Source organism: Amycolatopsis stemonae (assembly GCF_054781455.1).
The window spans coordinates 69,197-87,883 of record NZ_BAAGUJ010000003.1 but is presented as its reverse complement, the minus strand read 5'-3'; the positions used below and the strand labels follow the sequence as shown (position 1 = coordinate 87,883).

Sequence of the window (18,687 nt, the reverse complement as noted above, 5' to 3'; positions counted from 1 at the left end):
TCCGCCGGGCGGAAGGAGACAAGTGGGCCAGGCGCCATCGACCTGGGTACAGGTCCTGCTGGTCGTGCTGTTCGTGCTGCCCGGGGTGACATACCAGTTCCTCCGGGAACGGTGGCGCGGCCCGGTGCCGGGAGAACGCGACCTGGGCGAGCGGGTCCTGCGGGCCCTGACCGCTTCGGTGGCCTTGGACGCGGTGTACCTCGTGGTGGCCGGGCCCGAGCTGGTCCGCCTCGGCGCCGACGGCGCGTTCCTCCGTTCGCCGCGGACAGCGGGAGTCACGGGCCTGCTGCTGTTCGTCGTGGTCCCCGCGGCCGCGGCGGCCGCCGTCTCGGTGGTGCGGCGCCGCCGGGCCCGGACCCGGTTCCGGCGCACACCGACCGCGTGGGACCACGCCTTCCGCGACCGGGGGCCGTGTTTCGTGCGCGTGCGGTTCAAGGACGGCACGTGGGCCGGGGGCTGGTACGGCGTCCACTCGTACGCGACGTCCTTTCCGCAACCGGGCGAGCTGTTCCTGCAAGCCGCGTGGCGGATGAACCGGGACGGCAGCTTCGCCGGCCGGGTGGACGGAACAGCCGGGCTTCTTCTGCGGGCCCAGGACATCGACGTGCTCGAACTGCTGGAACCACCGACCGGAGAGGCGACCGATGACCGAACCGAACCCACTGACCCCCTTCGAGCGTGACTTCCTCGCCGGCCGTTCGGCAGAGCGCGGATTCACGCCTCGCGGCGACGACGAAGAACCGAAGGAACCGCCGACCGGGCCCGGAGCCGCGTCCCCGCCGGCCGGCGAGACCGGCGAAGACTGAGGAGGTACGGCATGCGCGTGTTTCGCCGCCGTTCCCCGGCGGATCCCGAGCGTGTCGACGCCCTCGTCCGGCGCGCCTTCGATGCCTTGTCGGTGGCGCGCATGGCTGTCACGGCCGGTGCGGTCGAGGAAGCCGTGACCGCTCACCGGGCGGCCATCGAGGTCCTTCCCGCTCACGATCCTGACCGGATCAGCCTGCTGATGAACTTGGGCGGTCTGCTGCGCACGCGGTTCGAGCAGACCGGTTCGGTGACACCACTCGACGAAGCGATCGCGGCCGTCAAGGAGGCACTCAAGGGCCGGGAGACCGAAGCCGGTGACCGCTCGCGCCTTCTCGGCAACCTCGGCATTCTGTGGGCCACCCGCGCCGAACACGGCGACGCCCCTCGCGCCCTGGACCGGGCGATCGAAGCAGGGCGAGCGGCGGTGGCGGCCGCGACCGACCCGGTGGAGCGCGGCGAGCACCGATTCAACCTGGGCATCAGCCTCGGCAACCGGTTCAGCCGTGACGGGGACGTCCGAGCGCTCGAAGACGCGTTCGCCCACGAACAGGCCGCGACCACGGAGCTGCCGCGGGATCACCGGATGTACGCCGCTGTCTGCAGCGACCTTTCCGTTCACGGCAAGGACCTCCTGGTCGTCACCGGCGATTTGGAGGCGGGGGTCGCGGCGGTCAGGGCCGGCCGGGCCGCGGTCAGCCAAACCGTCCGGGGCCACCCCGCCCTCGTCCGACGGCTGGCGAACCTGGCCGAAGCCCTGAAGACGGTGTTCGAGCGCACGGGCGAGCTCGAGCCGCTCGACGAGCTGATCGACACCTACCGAGCCGCCGCCGCGGCGGTTCCCCGCAGCGATCCGGCGCACCACAGCTACCTGGCCGACGCACGGGCCGCGGCGCGCACGCGGACCCGCGTCTTCGGTCTACCGCCCTCACAGACGGAGGACGAGAAACCCGCCGGACCCGATGCGGCGTCCCTGGCCGCCGACCGGTGTGGCAGGTTGCTCGACCGATACACCCACGGGGGAGACCGGGCCGATCTGGACGAGGGGATCCGCTACGGCCGGTCAGCGCTCGCGGCCACCTCACCAAGGCATCCCGAGCGTCCCGTCCGGCTGTCCAACCTGGGGGGCAGCCTGGCCGAACTGTTCGCTCTCACTGGCCGGTCCGAGGTGATCGACGAGGCGGTTTCGCTGTTGCGGGAAGCCGTTGCCGGGAACCATCCCAAGCGGGCGATGCACCTGGCCAACCTCAGCACCGCGCTGCTTTCCCGGTACCGGGTCCTCAACGACATCGCCGCGCTGGAGGAGGCGGTCTCGGTGGCGCGGACCACGGTCGCCGTCACCGGGGACGGCGCGGCCGACCGGTCGCTCGGCTTGTTCGCCCTCGCCGTCGCCCTGGACGCGTGGGCGGTGCGCACCGGAGAACTCGACGCTTTCGCGGAGGCGGTGCGTACTCAGCGCGCCGCGATGGCGACGCTGGCCGCCGGATCGCCCCGTCTCGGGACCGGCCTCGCGAATCTGGGCGCGCTCCTAGTGGGCTGGGCCAGCCGGCTCGGCAGCCCCGACGCCGATGTCGTATTGAGCGAGGCCATCGAGACCCATCGAGCCGCGGTCGCGGCGACTCCGCAGGCCCACCCCGAACTGGCGACGCGGCAGAGCAACCTGGCCGGGGCGTTGATGGCGCGCTATGACCGTACCGGTGAGCTGGACCTGCTCGGCGAGGCGATGAACCGCGCTCGTGCCGCGGTCGCCGCCACCCCGGACGGTCACGCCGACCGGCGGCGATGGCTGGCGAAACTCAGCGACATCCTTCAATCGGCCTACGAACGCAGCCACGATCGAGCGCAGCTGGACGAAGCTCTCGCGCTGGCCCGCACGGCGATCGCGGCGGGCGGATCACCCGGGGCACGAATGATGATGACGTTGGGCAACGCACTGAGGCTGGCGTATCTGGCCGGCGACGTGGATGTCCTGGACGAAGCGCTGAACGTTTATGACAACGCGGGGGTGGTGCCCGGTTCGAGCTTTTACCAGCGGATCGCGGCCGCCGACTCGCTCGCCGGACTTGCGGCGCGAGTCGGCCGGACTCAGCAGGCTGCGCGCGGCTACGCCGATGCCGTCCGGCTGCTGCCGCTGCTGGCCGGCCGGGCGCTGGCGCGCGAGGACGCCGAACACTGGCTCCGGCGGACGAGCGGCCTCGCAGCCGACGCGGCAGCCTGGGCCATCTCCGCCGGTCACCCCGACGACGCCGTCGCTCTGCTGGAATTGGGGCGAGGCGTACTGCTGACCCAAGCGTTCGACGCGCGCAGCGACCTGACCGAACTGCGCGAACGCGATCCGGAGCTGGCCGCCCGGTTCACCACCTTGACGACCACTCTCGGCACCGATGACGAAGACAGCGAACGCCGCCGGCGCGCCGCCGCCGAGCTCGACGAGGTGCTCGACCGCATCCGAGAGTTGCCGGGCCTGCAGCGGTTCCTGCGACCGCCATCGCTCGACGCGCTGTGCGCGGAAGCCGCAGCCGGTCCGATCGTGCTGCTGAACGTCAGCGACCACCGGTCTGATGCGCTGATCCTGACCGCGGACGGCGTCGTGGTGCAGCCGCTGCCGACCTGTTCACGCGCGGCGGTGGCCGAGCAGGCACGGGCGCTGGCCGCGGCTCAGCGACCCGGAGCCGATCGCCGGGAAGCGAACCGGGCCGTGGTGCCGATCCTGGTCTGGTTGTGGGAGAACGTGACCGAGCCGGTGTTGCGGGCGCTCGGCCTCGACGTTCCGGCCGTCGGTGAACCTCCCCGGATCTGGTGGGTCCCCGGTGGGCTCCTTGGCCTGCTACCGCTGCACGCGGCGGGACACCACGACGGCAGCGGACGAGCGGTGCTCGACCGGGCGACTTCGTCGTACACACCGACGGCCCGTGCACTGGCGCACGCCCGTGCCCGCGTGCGGCCCCGGACCGGACGTCCGGATCCGCGCCTGCTGGTGGTGGCCGTCGGCCGGACCGCGAACGCCGACACGGAGGCTTTGGCCGGGGCGCGACGGGAAGGGGAGGCTCTGGCCGCGAAGATCCCGAATCACCGGCTGCTCGCCGACGGCGACGCCACCCGGGACCGGGTGCTGGCCGAGTTGCCGGCCGCGACCTGGGTGCACTTCGCCTGCCACGGCCGGACGGACGCGGCTTCACCGTCCCGCAACGAGCTGGTGTTGTACGACCGCGCGCTGCCGGTACGGGACATCATGGAACTCCGCATCGAGAACGCCGAACTGGCGGTCCTGGCCGCGTGCGACACCGCGCGAACCAGCGGCGAACTTGCTGACGAAGCGATTCACCTGGCCAGTGCCTGCCAGCTGGCCGGCTACACCCACGTGATTGGCACGTTGTGGCAGGTCTACGACACCGTCATGAGCGACCTGACGGCGACGGTGTACGAGACCCTCCTGACCGCCGAGGGCACACCCGCGGCCGCGGTGCACGGCGCTACGCTCGCCACCCGGCGGATGGCTCCGAACCTGCCGTTGGTGTGGGCCGGGCTGGTTCACTCGGGAAACTGAGGAGACCAACCGGCGGACGCGAAGGCCAGCCGACTGGGGAACGCATCGTCACCGATCCGGTTCCCCCGAGCGCGTCGTCCAGACGACCGGACTTGGATCCAGCTCGGCAGATCAGGCCGGATTGGGTCGTCGCGGACAGGCTTTGGTGAGCACGTACGCGTCGGCGCCGGTGACTGGTCCGGTCTACGAGGGCTTGATCGACGTGAATACCGATGTGTCCTCCGTCGTGCCTTGGACCAGCGCCGTGCCGTCGAGGCGACGGATCGATGGTGGACACGCTACGGGCAGGCCAGGGCCGCGATCCACCATCACGTCCTGCCCAAGTTCACCCCGGCCGAAGTCGAGCACGCCCGCGGCCGCGCCGGCCCAGCCACCTGGCTGGACCTGGTCGAAGACCCGTGGGAGCACCCGTGACCTCGACCGCCCGCGTCGTCGGCTCCCCGGCGGATGACCTGTTCGTGCTTGCCGGCCGCGCGTTGCGCCCCGGGGTCTCCGTCGAGACGACATCGCGGTTCACGGACCGGATCTGGGATCTCGGACCGGCGATCCTGCAGCACCACGTCGGACGGGTCCGCCTCGACTTCACCCGTGTCCCACCGTCCTATTGCGACATCGCCAAGCAGCTCTGCCACGCCCTGCTGTCCGGACAGCTGCCGCCGGACGAGCGCCGTCCCGCAACCAGCACGGTGAGGCGCACCTTCGATTACCTCACGCGGTTTCTGGCTTGGCTCGACACACAGCCGCCGGACGGTGGCACTCAGGCGCCGGTCCGGCTCGCCGCGTGACCGGAGGGCAGGCAGAGGCACTGGCACTCGGTCACGTCGAATCCTCGGCAGCTCGGGGGTGGGCATCGTGGAGCACGCGCTTTTCGATGAGGTCGTCGACTTGCCTGATCGTCAGGCCGAGCACCTCGGTGCAGATTTCCGCGGTGTGTTCTCCGCTCATCGGAGCAGGCCGAACTGCCGGTGACGTCAGCCTGCTGAACGGCGCCGCCACGTTCTCCGCGGGCAGTTCGTCTTCGAGGAGGGGGTGCCGCATGGTCGTGAACGTCTGCCGTGCGTGCAGCTGCGGATCGTCGAGCAGTTCGGGGAGCCGGACCATCGGGGCGGCCGGGATGCCCTGGGCCTGCAGGGATTCGGTGACTTCGGCGGGAGAGAGCCCGGCCGCCCACTTGGCAAGGTGATCGCCGTCGTCCTCGGGGGTGTCGATCACGCACCACTCGTCGTCGCCCGCGCAGGCGAACACTGTGTCCGCGTTGCCCGCGGCTGCGGCTCCCCGGCGTAGTCCCTCCAAGGCCGCGAGGGCGGCGAACTGGTGCAGGACGACGTCCGACTGCGCGATCTCCAGGTGCGCGCCGCGGCCGGTGCGGTCGCGGGCCAGCAGCGCGGCGGCGACGGTCAGCGCGCCGAGCTTGGCCGCGACGTGGTCGGGGTAGACCGTGACGCCGTCCCACGATTCGACGTCGTCGGGTGCGTACTTCCACAGGCTGGTGACTCCACATGCCGCGCGGACGAGCGGGCCGTAACCCAGGCGGTTCGCCCATGGGCCCTTCGCGCTGAACGCCGCGCTCTCCAGGACGATGATGCCGGGGTTGAGCGCCGCGAGGTGGTCGTAGCCGATGCCCAGGGAATCCAGGGTGCCCGGCTTGAAGTTCGCCAGGACGACGTCGCTGTGCCGGACCAGGTCCTCGAACAGTGCCTGGCCTTCGTTGCTGCGCAGGTCCAGGCCGAGGCTGCGCTTGCCGCGGTTGCCCCAGGCGAACGATGCGTTCATCGGCTCACCCCGGCGGGTCTGGCGCAGGCCGTCCGGGAACTTCGTGCTCTCGATCTTGATGACGTCCGCGCCGAAGTCGGCGAACGCCCGGCCCGCCTCGGCGCCGAACACGATCACGCCCAGGTCCAGCACCCGGAGTTCGCTGAACGGCGTGGGAGTGACCGGGGCGCCGCGGGGGCGCCACTCGAGGTCGTCGGTAACCGGGACGGCCGGGCTTGGCGTGCGGATGCCGAGGCGATGGCCGTCGACGTCGGCGAACCCGACCGGGAGCCTGGTCACGACGCCGGGAGCGATCTCCCGGGACGCCACGGTGCCGGCAGCGGTGAAATGATCGCTCGCCAGCGCCTCGCCGAGCGTGAGCACCTGCGCCAGCGGCACGCCCCGGCGAGCTGCCTCGTCGACCAGTTCGGCGGCCTGACGCGCGGCGAACAGTGCGGTGATGAGCGGTTCGAGACGGTCCGCGGCCGCCACACGGGCGGCGATCGATTCGTAGGCCGGGTCGGCGAACTCCGCCGGTTCGCCGAGCCACGAGAACATCCCGCGCCACTGCCGGCCGCTCAGCAGGCAGAGCCGGACGAACCCGTCGGTGCAGCGGTACACCGGGTAGACGTCGGCGGGCGGACGGCCGCGCCGGAGCTTGCCCGACCGGCCGGCTGCGGCCGAACCCTGGGCGCCGAACGCCGGATCCAGTCCTGTCACGAGGGCTTCCTGGTGGGACAGGTCGATCACCTGACCCCCGCCGGTGCGGTAGGCGACCAGCGCGGTCCACGCCGCGTGCGCGGCAGCCGTCGCCTCCACGATGCCTTCGGGCGGGAGCAGGGGAGCGCTGCCCGGACGTCCCGAGCGGGACAAGGAACCGTTGAGCGCCAGCAGAGTTCGCGGAGTGGCCTGCCAGTCGCTCCGCGGGCCGGTGCGGCCGAACGGTGAGCAGAGCACGACGACCAAATGATCGAGCGGGGCGAACTCCTCGAAGGCTTGCGGTGTCAGGAAAGCGATGTCGGCGTCGGCCAGCAGCTGCGGGACGCACAGGCTGTCCCGGGACACCGAGCGCTTGTTCGCGTTGCGGACGGCGAAGGGAAGGGACACGCCGTCGACCACGGGTTCCTGGTGCCGCAGGGGAGATCCGCCGGGCGGCTCGATCTTCACCGTGTCCGCGCCCAGGTCGGCCAGCAGACGCGCGGCCGCTTCGCCCACGGCATCGCCGAGGTCGACCACGCGCACGTCGTCCAGCAGCATCCGGATCCTCCTCGATCGGCTACTGTTAATCTAATGCCATTCGGTTTATTTGCCAATCCCTGGAGGCAGGATGTCCCCCGTGGTCACCTATGACGTCGCCCACCGCGTAGCGACGGTCACCCTCGATCGCCCGGGCCGCGGCAATGCCATGACCCTGGAACTGTGCGAAGAACTCGTCGACGCGATCGACCGCGCGGAAGCCGACGACGAGGTGGCCGTCGTCGTGCTCACCGGCGCCGGGCGCAACTTCTGTGTCGGCGCCGACCTCGACGAAGGCTTCCACCACGGCGGCCGCGAGCCGAGTCCGCGGTTCACGGCGTTCGTTGAGCGCTTCGGCGAGATCGACGGCGTGCCGCGGGACGCGGGCGGTGTCGTCACGCTCCGGCTCGCCGCGATGCTCAAGCCCTTGATCGTCGCGGTGAAGGGCGCCGCCGTCGGTGGTGGCGCGTCGATGATCCTGCCCGCCGACATCCGGGTTGTCGGCGAGTCTTCGCGAATCGGGTTCGTGTTCGCGCGCCGCGGGATGCTCACCGAGTCCGCGTCGAGCTGGTTCCTGCCGCGCCTGGTCGGGATGGCGCACGCCACCGAATGGGTCCTGACCGGACGGCTGCTCGACGCCGCCGAGCTGGTCGGCTCCGGGCTGGCGAGCCGGGCCGTGCCGGACGACCAGGTGCTCGACACCGCGCTCGGCATCGCACGCGAGATCGTCGCGAATACGTCGAGCGTGGCCGTGTCCCTGTCACGGCAGCTGTTGTGGAGCATGCTCGGCGCCGCCTCGCCGTGGAACGCGCACGCCGTCGAATCCCAGGGTGTCTACGACCTGCCGACGCGGGCCGATGTGGGGGAGGGGGTGCGGGCGTTCCTGGAGAAGCGCGCGCCGGACTTCCCGCTGCGCGTGCCGCGCGACTACCCGAACTACGGCCCGCGCTGGCCCGGTGTCAGTACGCGGTGAGCCCGCCGTCCACGGTGAGCGTCGTGCCGGTGACGTACGACGACGCCGGGCTGAGGAGGAACAGCAGCGCCGGGTCGAGCTCGGACTGTTCGCCGAACCGGCCCAGCATGCTCTGCCGCGCCACCATTTCCCGCAGGACTTCGCTGCCGTCCGCGGTCATCTCGGAGTCGAAGTAGCCCGGGCACAGGGCGTTGACCCGGATGCCGCGGCGGCCGGACCACTCGGCCGCGAGGTCGCGGGTCAGCCCGAGGACGCCCGCTTTGCTCGCCGCGTAGGCCGCCTGCGGGAATCGCGGCGCGATCAGACCGAGGACGCTCGACACGTTCACGATGGCCGAGCCGCGCGGCATCAGTGGCGCGCACGCCGCCGCCATCCAGAAAACACCGTTCAAGTTGACGTCGATCAGCTTCCGGAACCCCTCGGGCGTCTCCTTGAGCGCGGACACGGCCGAGCCGAGGCCCGCGTTGTTGACGAGCCCGTCGAGGCGGCCGAACGCGTCCATCGCCGCCTGTGCCGCCCGTGCGCAGTCGTCGGGATCGCTGACGTCGGCGACCACGACGGTCGCGTTCCCGAGCTCCTTGGCCAGTAGCCGCAGCGGTTCTTCGCGGCGGGCCACCAGGACGACGTCGGCGCCGGCCTGGCTCAGAGCGCGGGCGAATCCCGCGCCGAGGCCGCTGCTCGCGCCCGTGACGAGGACGGTGCGGCCGTCGAGGCGGAACAGGTCGAGCGGGTTCATGTCGGGACCTCCGGGGTGGGACGAGGGGGTTCACAAAACTAACATGATTAGTTAAAGTCCGGTGAGTACCGACGGGCGACGACGCTGGAGGTGGGCCGATGGAGCGTGAGACGACGCTGCGGATGATGGTCGTCGACCGCCGTCCGCTTGCCGACGGGGTCGTCGGGCTCGCCTTGGCGTCACTCGATCGAGTGACGTCGTTGCCCGGGTGGCGGCCCGGCGCGCACATCGACCTCGAACCCGACGGCGGCCCGGTGCGCCAGTACAGCCTGTGCGGCGATCCCGCGAGCGCCGACCGCTGGCACGTCGCCGTCTTGCGCGTCGAAGACGGGCGCGGCGGCTCGGCCTGGATCCACGACAAGCTGGAAACCGGGCACGAGCTGCGGGTGCGCGGCCCGCGCAACCACTTCGGGCTCGAACCGGCCGAGTCCTACCAGTTCATCGCCGGCGGCATCGGTATCACGCCGATCCTGCCGATGATCCGCGCGGCCGAGGCCAGCGGCGCCGACTGGCGGCTCGCCTACGGTGGCCGGAACCGCGCGACCATGGCGTTCCTCCCGGAACTCGCCGAGTACGGCGACCGCGTGACGGTCCTTCCGCAGGATGAGACCGGCCTGCTCGACCTCGGCGAGATCCTGGGCGAGCCGTCGGACGGCCGCCGTGTCTACTGCTGCGGCCCGGAAGGCCTGCTGTCGGCCGTGGAGCAGGTGATGGCCGACCGTCCCGGCGAGACGCTGCACCTCGAACGCTTCGCGCCGAAAGAACTCGTCGGCACGAGTGGCGAAGCTTTCGAAGTCGAGATCGCGTCGAGTGGGCAGCGAGTGACCGTCCACGAAGGACAGAGCATCCTCGAAGCCCTCGACGAAGCCGGTGTCCAAGTCGACTTCTCGTGTCGCGAAGGAACCTGCGGCACCTGCGAAACCGGGGTCCTCGAAGGAATTCCCGAACACCGCGACTCCGTGCTCACGGCCGAAGAACAGGCCGGAAACGACTGCATGATGATCTGCGTCGGCCGCTGCGTCCGCGGCCCGCTGGTCCTGGACCTGTGAGGAGAAGCCATGAGCGCCACCGTCGGTGCCGCCCTCGCCTGGTGGGCGAGAAACCGGCCAACGGCCGCCGCCTTCGTCTTCGACGACGAGACGCTCGACTACGCCACCGTCGAGTCGTGGTCGAGCCGGATCGCGGAGCACCTGCGCTCCGAGGGCGTGCGTGCAGGCGACCGCGTCGGCCTGTTCGCGCCGAACAGCGTCCCGTGGCCGGTCGCGGCGCTCGGCGTGATCAAGGCCGGGGCCGTGCTGGTGCCGCTGAACAGCCGCTTCAAGCCCGCTGAGCTGCGCAAGGTGCTGGACGACTCCGGCGCGGAAGTGGTCATCGCCGGCGACGCGCTGAAAGGCGTCGCCGAAGAAGCCGGTGTCACGACTGTCGTGCCGTTCAGCGCGGTGGACGTCCTTCGGTCCGGCCCGGCGACGGCGTTCCGCATCGACCGCGCGGAGGACGAGCCCATCGCGGTCATCTTCACCAGCGGCTCGACCGGGCGCTCCAAAGGCGTCGTGCTCACCAACCGGACCCTGCTCAACATCGTCTTCGAGGCGAGCCTGGTCGAAGAAGGCTTTCACCGCGGCTCCAGCACGTTGCTGGTGCTGCCGCTCGCGTTCACCCCGGGCCTGGTCTGGGGCATGCTCATGACGACCGTGCTCGGCGGCAAGCTCGTGATCGAGAAGGAACTGGCCCCCGGCCGGGCGGTCCGGCTGATCGAGGAACACCGCATCGAAGCCATCTTCGGCGTGCCGCTCGTGTACCAGGCGCTGGCGTCCGCGCCGGAGTTCGCCGACGCCGACCTCTCCTCCCTGCGCAGCGCCGTCGTGGGTGGGGCCGCGGTCCCGCTGCCGCTGCTGCGGGCCTGGGCGGCCAAGGATGTCGCGCTGCGCCAGATCTACGGGATGACCGAAGCGGGCGGGATCGCCACGTCGACGCCGGTGCACGAGTTCCGCGAGCACCCCGACAAGTGCGGGAGCGGCCACGTCTTCACTGAGGTTCGGGTGGTCCGGGACGACGGCACGCCGTCCCCGGCGGGGGAGCCCGGCGAACTGGTCATCCGCGGCCCGGGCGTCACCCCGGGCTACTGGGACTCACCCGAGGTCAACGCCGAGGTCTTCCGCGACGGCTGGCTGCACAGCGGCGACCTCGGGGTCGTCGACGAGGAGGGGCGGATCCGGTTCGTCGACCGCCTCAAGGACCTCATCATCACCGGCGGCATCAACGTCTCGCCCGTTGAGCTGGAGCAGGTCGTCGACGCGATCGACGGAGTCGCCGAGTCCGTGGTCATCGCCGTGCCCGACCCGAAGTTCGGCGAGACGCCCGCCGTCATCGCGCACGCGACGCCCAGCCTCACCGAAGCCGACGTCGTCGCCGCGTGCGCGAAGGTACTCGCCGACTTCAAGGTGCCCCGGTACGTCGTCCTGCGCGAGGAGCCGTTGCCGCGGATGCCCAGCGGGAAGATCAGCCGCACCGAGGTCCGCGCGCAGTACGCGGATCTGACCGAGCGCTACGCCAAAGTCCGCTGATGACCGCACAGGGAGCCGAAGACATGCCGGAAACGGTCACGCTGGAACGGCACGGCCACGTCGGGGTGGTGACCCTCCGCCGTCCCGAAGCCATGAACGCGGTGAACGCCGACCTCGCGGGCGGCCTCGGGAACGCCCTCGCCGAGGCCGACGCCGACGACGCCGTCCGCGTAGTCGTGGTCACCGGCACCGGCCGTGCGTTCTGCGCCGGCGCGGACCTCAAGGCTCTTTCCCGCGGCGAGGACATCTCGGCGCCCGGCCACCCGGAGTGGGGATTCGCCGGGTATGTACGGCACTTCGTGTCAGTACCGACCATCGCCGCGGTCAACGGCTTCGCGCTCGGCGGTGGCACGGAGATCGTCTTGGCCTCCGACCTGGCCGTCCTCGACGAAGGTGCGGCGCTCGGCTTGCCGGAGGTGAAACGCGGCCTGCTCGCCGCGGCCGGTGGCGTGATCCGCACGCAACGGCAGATCCCGCTCAAGCTCGCGCTGGAGATCGCGCTGACCGGGGACTCCGTCAACGCCGAGACGGCCGTCCACTGGGGACTCGCCAACCGCGTCGCTCCGGCGGGCAAGGCCCTGGAAGTCGCGCTCGATCTCGCCGAGCGGATCGCGGTGAACGCGCCGTTGTCCGTCCGTGAAACGAAGAAAACGATCCACCGGACCGCCGCGCTCGGTTCCGAATGGGACGACGCGCCGTGGGAGGTCAACGACCGCGCGATGGGCCGCATCCTGCGCTCCGCCGACTTCGCCGAGGGCACCCGCGCGTTCGCCGAGAAGCGCGCGCCGCAGTGGACGGGCCGCTGACGTGGCCGGCATCGACCGCCTGGTCATCGTCGGAGCGTCGCTCGGCGCGGCGCGCGTCGTCGAAGAGGCGCGCCGGATCGGGTTCACCGGCTCCATCGTCGTCATCGGCCGTGAGGACCACGCACCCTACGACCGGCCACCCCTCACGAAGAACTTCCTGACTTCCAAAGCGGAACCGGAGCTGGTCGAGCACCTGCCCAATCCGGAGTCCCTCGGCGTCACGCTGATGACCGGGACCACCGCGCTGTCCCTCGACACGCGCAACCGGGTGGTCCGCACCGAGCGCGGTGAAGTCGGTTACGACGCCTTGGTGATCGCCACCGGCGGGCAGCCGCGACCGCTCACCGTCCCCGGCGGCGACCTGCCGGGCGTGACGACGTTGCGGTCGGTGGAGCAGGCCCGGATGGTCCGCGCGGCGCTCGAACCCGGCGCCCGGGTCGTGGTCGTCGGAGCCGGGTTCATCGGCTGCGAGATCGCCTCCAGCGCGCGAGCGCGCGGCGCGGACGTCACGGTCGTGGAAGCGCTTCCGCTGCCGCTGGTCAACGCCGTCGGGCCGCTGGTGGCCGAGCGTCTCGCTTACCTGCACCGGCAGTACGGTGTCGAGCTGAAGACGCGCACCAAGGTCCGGGAGATCACCGGGAACGGCGCGGTGGAAAAGGTCCGGCTCAACGACGGCAGTGTCATCCCGGCCGACCTCGTCGTCGTCGGAATCGGCGTGGACCCGATGACCGGCTGGTTGCGGGGTTCCGGTGTCGCGGTGAGCGACGGTGTGGCGTGTTCGCCCTACCTGGAAAGCACTGTGCCGGGCGTCTATGCCGTGGGCGATGTCGCGCGCTGGGTGAACCAGTGGAATGGCCGGTCGAGCCGGCTGGAGCACTGGACGTCCACTGGGGAACAGGCCGTCGCCGTGGTGCGCAACGCCCTCACGCCCGACCGGAGCCCGTGCGGGATCGTGCCGTACTTCTGGTCCGAGTGGTACGGGCACAAGCTGCAGCTGCTCGGCGAACCGGCCGACGAGGTCGAACTCCTCGGCGACGCCGGGGAAGCCACGGAACCGTTCCTGGCCCAGTACCGCTACGACGGCGACCTGGTGGGCGCGTTCGCGTTCGACCGCACCGGGCCGCTGATGAAACTCCGTGCCGCCGTGCAGAAACGGACGTCTTGGCAGGCGATGCTCGGGAAACCGGCCCCAGCCTGATCGAAACCCCGCGAGCTGTTGCGCACAGCCATGTCGACGTTTATCTTATGGCTTTAGATTTAGTGAGGTGATGGTGGTGGACGAGACGGGCACCGACCGCGAAGCGCGGATCAGGAGGGCGCTCGAGCACCTGAAGAACGACACGACCGACCAGTTCGAGAAGGTGGAGTCGTTCGAGGCGGCCGAATTCACCGACCCGGAACTGGCGGCCCGCGAGCGTGACCTCGTGTTCGGCCGGGTGCCGACGATCGTCGCGCACGGCTCGGAGATCCCGAAGGCCTTCGACTTCAAGACCGTGCGGATGCCGCGCAACAACGTGATCATCGCTCGTCAGCGCGACGGCGGTGTCAAGGCGCTGGTGAACCTGTGCCGCCACCGCGGTGCGCTGCTGGAGTGCGAGGCGAGCGGACGGCGCCGGCTGTTCTCGTGCCCGTACCACCGCTGGTCCTACGACATCGACGGCAAACTGCGCACGGTCACCCGCGACAACACCTTCGGCGACCTCGACCGCGGTGAAGCCGGCCTGATCGAGCTGCCGTGCGAGGAACGCCACGGGTTCGTCTGGGTGGTCGACCGGGCCGGCGCTGACATCGACGTCGCCGGCTGGCTCGGCCCGGAGATGGACACGATCCTCGCGGGGTACGACCTCGACCGGCTCACCTGCGTCCGCGAGGAAGGTTTTGAGGAGCCCACCAACTGGAAGATCATGCAGGACGCCTTCCTCGACGGCTACCACGTGCAGTACGCCCACCCGAACACCGCCGCGAAGTACATCCACACCAACGTGATGGTGTTCGAGGACTTCGAGCGGCATTGCCGGTTCGTCGCGCCGCGCAAGAGCATCGACCGCTGGCTCGAAGAGGACCCCGGCGACCACAGCCTCGTCGAGGACGTCACCGAGACGCACTTCCTCGGCCCGAACAGCACGCTCCTCAAGCAGCCGGACCACTTCCAGTTGCTGACCTTTCGGCCGCACCCGGAGTCGCCCACGCATTCGGTGATGGAGATGCGGCTCATCGTGCCGTCGCCAGAGGAGGCGGGCCTGACGCCGGAGCGTTGGGAACACCTTTGGGAGAAGAACTGGCAGATTCTGCTGTCGGTGCTGCACGCCGAGGACTTCCCGGTGCTGCGCGACTCCCAGGCCGGGATGGCCAGCCGCGACGCCGGCCCGATGCTGCTCGGCCGCAACGAGGTCGCCAACCAGGTGTTCCGGCGGCTGCTCAAGCGCCTGCTGGCGGACGCATGATCGGCTACCGGTGGCGGGAGTCGCTGGACGACGAGGAAGCCCGTCAGGTCGAAGAACTCCTCGACGCGGCCATCGACTTCGACGCCGAGGCGGGCTTCTCGACGGCGCTGCCGGTCGCCCGCAGCACCGGAGCCACCCGGCACGTCGTCGTCACCATCGCGCCGCGGGGCGAGCGTGGCAGTGCCGAACTCGACAAGCTGCCCGACGTCGCGATCGTCGCCTACCTGCGGCTGGAACTGTCCGGTGAGGACGGTGAAATCCAGTTCGTGGTACGGCCGGAGTTCCGCTCGCACGGCGTCGCGACCCTGCTCGCCGAGCTCCTTGACGAGCGGCCGGATGGCTGGGCGGCGGTGCCGGGCCTGCGCCGAGTGCACGCCTGGGCGCACGGCAACCACCCGGCCGCCGAGCGGCTGGCCCGCCGGCTCGGGGCGACCGCCGAGCACGGCGTGTTCAAGACGCTGCGCCTGGTCGGCGGCTCGCGGCCGTACCGCGGTCCGTCGCTCGAGGTGCGGCGGGCCCCGGCGCCTGAACGGCCACCGGAGGTCGTCCCCGGGCACCGAGCGGCCATGGCGCCGGACGAGCGGGCCCTGCTCGGGCACTCCCTGAACCGGCTGTCCGAGGGCGCCGGCAGCGTTCTCGTCGGCGTCGACGAGAAGGAGCCCGCCTGCGTGATCGTGGAAACCCCGGACATCGACCGGGAGCAGCTGAGAGGCCTGCTGAGCCAGGCGTTGCTCGACGTGCAGGACGCAGGCGCGCGCCAGGCCGTGCTCTACGTCGACGCACTGCGCGAGGACTTCGTCAACGTCTCGCGTGAGCTGGCCTTCGAACACGACCACTCGGACCTGCGGTACGGCCTGGCCCTGACCCACTGACCAAACGGAGGACTGCGACGATGCGTTCTTTCCGCAATTTCATCGGCGGCCGCTGGGCCGACGCCGAGGGCGTCCTGCCGGTGGACGACCCGTCGACCGGCGAAGTGTTCGCGCGAGTGCCGGACTCGCCCGCGTCGGCGATCGACGAAGCCGTGCAGGCGGCGCGCAAAGCGTTCGACGGCCCGTGGGCCCGGATGTCGCCCGGCGACCGCGCCGACGCCCTGCGGCGGCTGGCTTCCGCACTGGAGAGCCGGTTCGACGTACTGGTCGACGAGCTCATCGCCGACACCGGCGCCACCGCGCGCTTCTGCCCGATGCTGCAGGTCGGCGCCCCGATGGCCCACCTGCGCGACTTCGCCGACATGGCCCCGTTGCTCGCCGAGCCGGCGAGCTTCCCGCTGCAGGCGAGCCCCGCGCTCGGCCAGTGGGAACTGCACCGCGAGCCGGTCGGGGTCGTCGGCGCGTTCACGCCGTACAACTTCCCGCTGTTCATGTGCGTCTGGAAGATCGGTCCCGCGCTGCTGGCGGGCAACACCGTCGTGCTCAAGCCGTCGCCGCTGACCCCGGTCGGCCCGGACGCCCTCGCCGCCGCCGCGATCGAGGCCGGGCTGCCGCCGGGCGTGCTCAACATCGTGCACGGCGATCGGGTCGCCGGGGAGGCGCTGGTCGCGCACCCGGACGTCGACCTGATCAGCTTCACCGGCAGCACCGCGGTCGGCACCCGCGTGATGGCGTCGGCCGCCGCGACGGCCAAGGAGATCATCCTCGAACTGGGCGGCAAGTCGCCCGCCCTGGTGCTGCCCGACGCCGACGCCGAACTCGCCGTGCGCGGGACGTTGTTCAGCAGCCTGATGCACGCCGGGCAGGCCTGCGTGGCCACCACGCGGATGCTGGTGCCGGACGAGCGCTACGACGAGTTCACCGAACTCCTGAAGGAACGTGCGTCCGTGCTGCAGCTCGGCCCGGCGGCGGAGTTCACCACCGACGTCGGCCCGGTGATCTCGGCGGCGGCCCGGATGAAGGTCGAGAAGTTCGTCGCGGCCGGCATCGAGCACGGTGCCCGGGCTCTGGTCGGCGGCGACCAGCCCAAGGACGTTCCGGAGGGCGGGCACTACGTGAACCCGACCGTCCTGGTCGACCTGGACAACGACAACCCGGCCGCGCACGAGGAGATCTTCGGCCCGGTGCTGTCGGTCATCCGATACGGGAGCGTCGAGGATGGCATCCGCATCGCCAACGACACCCGGTACGGGCTGGCCGCGGCGGTGTGGGGCTCGGACCTGGTCAGGGCCCGGGAGGTCGCGCTGCGCCTGCGTGGCGGCCTGACCTGGATCAACGACGTCGCCCAGGCCGACGTCGCCCGCACGCCGCTGGCCGGGCGCGGGTTGAGCGGCGTCGGTGCGGAGAACGGCGTCGAAGGGCTCTTCGCCTACACGAAGACCCGCAGCCTCTACACGGCCCTCGACACGAACCTCGACGTCCGCGCGTACGGCGTCGTGGGAGGGGAGTGGGGATGAGCAAGATCGCGACCGTCGATCGCACGCTGTGTAAGGGACACGGGCGCTGCTACCTCTCCGCGCCCGACGTCTTCGACTGCGACGACGAGGGGTTCGCCCTGGTCGCCGACGAAGCCACGACGCCCGAGCAGATCGCCGAGCTCGACCGGGCCGTCAGCAACTGCCCGGAGCAGGCGATCACCGTCACCCACCACGGAAAGGACGCCCGATGACCGACCTCAAGGACGCGGCGAGCGCCGACGTCCAGTACGACTTCGACATCCATTCGCCCGACATCGCCGACACGGTCTACGACGTCTACGCCGAGATGCGGCAGAAGTGCCCGGTGGCGCACAGCCCGCGCTACGGCGGCCACTGGATCGCCACCGAGTACGACACGATCCAGGAGATCCTGCGCAACCCCGGCGTGTTCTCCAGCGAGTCGGTCAACGTGCCGAACACCATCGGCCAGGACGGCCCGATGGTCCCGATCGAGGTCGATCCGCCGGACCACGGCGTCTACCGCAAGATCATCAACCCGCTGTTCTCGCCCAAGCGGATGGCCGACCTCGAGCCCCGCATCCGCGAGATCGCCGGTGAGCTGATCGACGAGATGCTGAAGCACGACAAGGTCGACTTCATCGACGCGTTCGCGAAGGCGTTGCCCAGCCGGGTGTTCCTCGCGCTGATGGGCTGGAACGTCGAGGACGCCGACAAGTTCAACAGCTGGGCCGACACGATCGTGCTCGGCGAGCCGGGGGCGAGCGAGGAACGCGCCACCGAGGTCCGGATGGGCGCGGCGATGGAGGTGTACGCCTACTTCGCGGAGATGATCGACGATCGCGCCGAGTCCGGCGACGCCGAGGACATCACGCAGATCCTCATCAACGGCAGGTTCGAGGACCGGCCGCTGACCCAGTTCGAGGTCCTCAACATCCTGTTCCTGTTCCTCATCGGCGGCCTGCACACCGTCCAGGGCCAGCTCGCGCACACCGTCATCTACTTCGCCGAGCACCCCGAGGTCCGCAAGCAGCTCGTCGACGACCTCGGCCTGGTGCCCACCGCGGTGGAGGAGATGCTGCGCTGGGAGTCCGCGGTCTGCCCGGCGCGCGTCGTCAAGGAGGACCACGTCCTCGACGGCGTCCAGCTGAAGGCCGGGGACAAGATCCTCATCCCGTTCGCCTCGGCCAACCACGACGCCGCCAAGTTCGACGCGCCCGACGACGTCGACCTGACCCGCGACCCCAACCCGCACCTGGCCTTCGGCGCCGGCAACCACCGCTGCGTCGGCTCGCACCTGGCCCGGCTGGAGCTGCGCGTCGCGTTCGAAGAGCTGCACCGCCGGGTCCCCGACTACCGGCTCGACCCCGCCGACCCGCCGGTCCGGCACCTCAGCCAGGTCAAGGGCGTGCTCAAGCTGCCCCTGGTCCTCGGCGAATCCCTCTGAAATCCCGCGC

General features: G+C 70.7%; 16 protein-coding genes. 14 read left to right on the top strand and 2 right to left on the bottom strand.

All coding sequences use genetic code 11. The annotated features are described in order from the left end of the window. Nucleotides 1-22: 22 nt before the first annotated feature. The 4 genes from ACYVLJ_RS12215 to ACYVLJ_RS12200 all read left to right on the top strand — a co-directional run bounded on the left by ACYVLJ_RS12215 (nt 23) and on the right by ACYVLJ_RS12200 (nt 5,136). Nucleotides 23-682, top strand: a complete 660-nt coding sequence (locus tag ACYVLJ_RS12215) for a DUF6338 family protein (protein WP_460438710.1) — start codon at nt 23-25, stop codon at nt 680-682. Nucleotides 683-817: 135 nt separating this feature from the next. Further along, nucleotides 818-4,351: a CHAT domain-containing protein gene (locus ACYVLJ_RS12210; RefSeq protein ID WP_460438709.1), complete on the top strand. Its 3,534-nt coding sequence runs from the start codon at nt 818-820 to the stop codon at nt 4,349-4,351. 231 nt (nt 4,352-4,582) lie between these two features. Then, on the top strand, nt 4,583-4,765 hold the full coding sequence (locus ACYVLJ_RS12205; protein ID WP_460438708.1) for a hypothetical protein: 183 nt from the start codon (nt 4,583-4,585) through the stop codon (nt 4,763-4,765). Continuing rightward, nucleotides 4,762-5,136 (top strand): hypothetical protein, encoded by a 375-nt coding sequence (locus ACYVLJ_RS12200; RefSeq protein WP_460438707.1) that lies wholly within the window; start codon nt 4,762-4,764, stop codon nt 5,134-5,136. The genes ACYVLJ_RS12205 and ACYVLJ_RS12200 overlap by 4 nt, the downstream gene beginning before the upstream one ends. A gap of 31 nt (nt 5,137-5,167) precedes the next feature. On the opposite strand, the gene ACYVLJ_RS12195 is transcribed toward ACYVLJ_RS12200, so the two are convergent. Further along, nucleotides 5,168-7,360, bottom strand: coding sequence for a CaiB/BaiF CoA-transferase family protein (locus ACYVLJ_RS12195; protein ID WP_460438706.1), 2,193 nt, complete (start codon nt 7,358-7,360; stop codon nt 5,168-5,170). A gap of 70 nt (nt 7,361-7,430) precedes the next feature. Between ACYVLJ_RS12195 and ACYVLJ_RS12190 the strand changes: the two genes are divergently transcribed. Further along, a complete protein-coding gene (locus tag ACYVLJ_RS12190) occupies nt 7,431-8,312 on the top strand; it encodes a Clp protease/crotonase-like domain-containing protein (protein ID WP_460438705.1) in 882 nt (293 codons plus the stop codon). Here the strand turns inward: ACYVLJ_RS12190 and ACYVLJ_RS12185 are convergent. After that, nucleotides 8,299-9,048 (bottom strand): SDR family NAD(P)-dependent oxidoreductase, encoded by a 750-nt coding sequence (locus tag ACYVLJ_RS12185; RefSeq protein WP_460438704.1) that lies wholly within the window; start codon nt 9,046-9,048, stop codon nt 8,299-8,301. The genes ACYVLJ_RS12190 and ACYVLJ_RS12185 overlap by 14 nt on opposite strands. 98 nt (nt 9,049-9,146) lie before the next feature. Here ACYVLJ_RS12185 and ACYVLJ_RS12180 point away from each other — a divergent pair, with 98 nt between their 5' ends. The 9 genes from ACYVLJ_RS12180 (at nt 9,147) to ACYVLJ_RS12140 (ending at nt 18,677) form a co-directional block, all read left to right on the top strand. After that, entirely contained in the window at nt 9,147-10,097 is a 951-nt protein-coding gene (locus ACYVLJ_RS12180; protein WP_460438703.1) for a PDR/VanB family oxidoreductase, read from the top strand. 9 nt (nt 10,098-10,106) lie between these two features. Next, nucleotides 10,107-11,612 (top strand): class I adenylate-forming enzyme family protein, encoded by a 1,506-nt coding sequence (locus ACYVLJ_RS12175; RefSeq protein ID WP_460438702.1) that lies wholly within the window; start codon nt 10,107-10,109, stop codon nt 11,610-11,612. Further along, complete coding sequence (locus ACYVLJ_RS12170) at nt 11,612-12,418, top strand: enoyl-CoA hydratase-related protein (protein ID WP_460438701.1); 807 nt, start codon at nt 11,612-11,614, stop codon at nt 12,416-12,418. Before ACYVLJ_RS12175 ends, ACYVLJ_RS12170 begins: the two co-directional genes overlap by 1 nt. Nucleotide 12,419: 1 nt before the next feature. Then, nucleotides 12,420-13,616, top strand: coding sequence for an NAD(P)/FAD-dependent oxidoreductase (locus tag ACYVLJ_RS12165; RefSeq protein ID WP_460438700.1), 1,197 nt, complete (start codon nt 12,420-12,422; stop codon nt 13,614-13,616). Nucleotides 13,617-13,692: 76 nt separating this feature from the next. Beyond that, on the top strand, nt 13,693-14,862 hold the full coding sequence (locus ACYVLJ_RS12160) for an aromatic ring-hydroxylating oxygenase subunit alpha (RefSeq protein ID WP_460438699.1): 1,170 nt from the start codon (nt 13,693-13,695) through the stop codon (nt 14,860-14,862). Continuing rightward, complete coding sequence (locus ACYVLJ_RS12155; RefSeq protein ID WP_460438698.1) at nt 14,859-15,734, top strand: GNAT family N-acetyltransferase; 876 nt, start codon at nt 14,859-14,861, stop codon at nt 15,732-15,734. Before ACYVLJ_RS12160 ends, ACYVLJ_RS12155 begins: the two co-directional genes overlap by 4 nt. A gap of 20 nt (nt 15,735-15,754) precedes the next feature. Then, complete coding sequence (locus tag ACYVLJ_RS12150) at nt 15,755-17,251, top strand: aldehyde dehydrogenase family protein (RefSeq protein WP_460438697.1); 1,497 nt, start codon at nt 15,755-15,757, stop codon at nt 17,249-17,251. Then, the gene (locus tag ACYVLJ_RS12145) at nt 17,248-17,463 is read left to right on the top strand and encodes a ferredoxin (protein ID WP_460438696.1); all 216 of its coding nucleotides are present in this window, start codon (nt 17,248-17,250) and stop codon (nt 17,461-17,463) included. The genes ACYVLJ_RS12150 and ACYVLJ_RS12145 overlap by 4 nt, the downstream gene beginning before the upstream one ends. After that, complete coding sequence (locus tag ACYVLJ_RS12140; RefSeq protein WP_460438695.1) at nt 17,460-18,677, top strand: cytochrome P450; 1,218 nt, start codon at nt 17,460-17,462, stop codon at nt 18,675-18,677. The genes ACYVLJ_RS12145 and ACYVLJ_RS12140 overlap by 4 nt, the downstream gene beginning before the upstream one ends. The last annotated feature ends 10 nt before the right edge of the window (nt 18,678-18,687 follow it).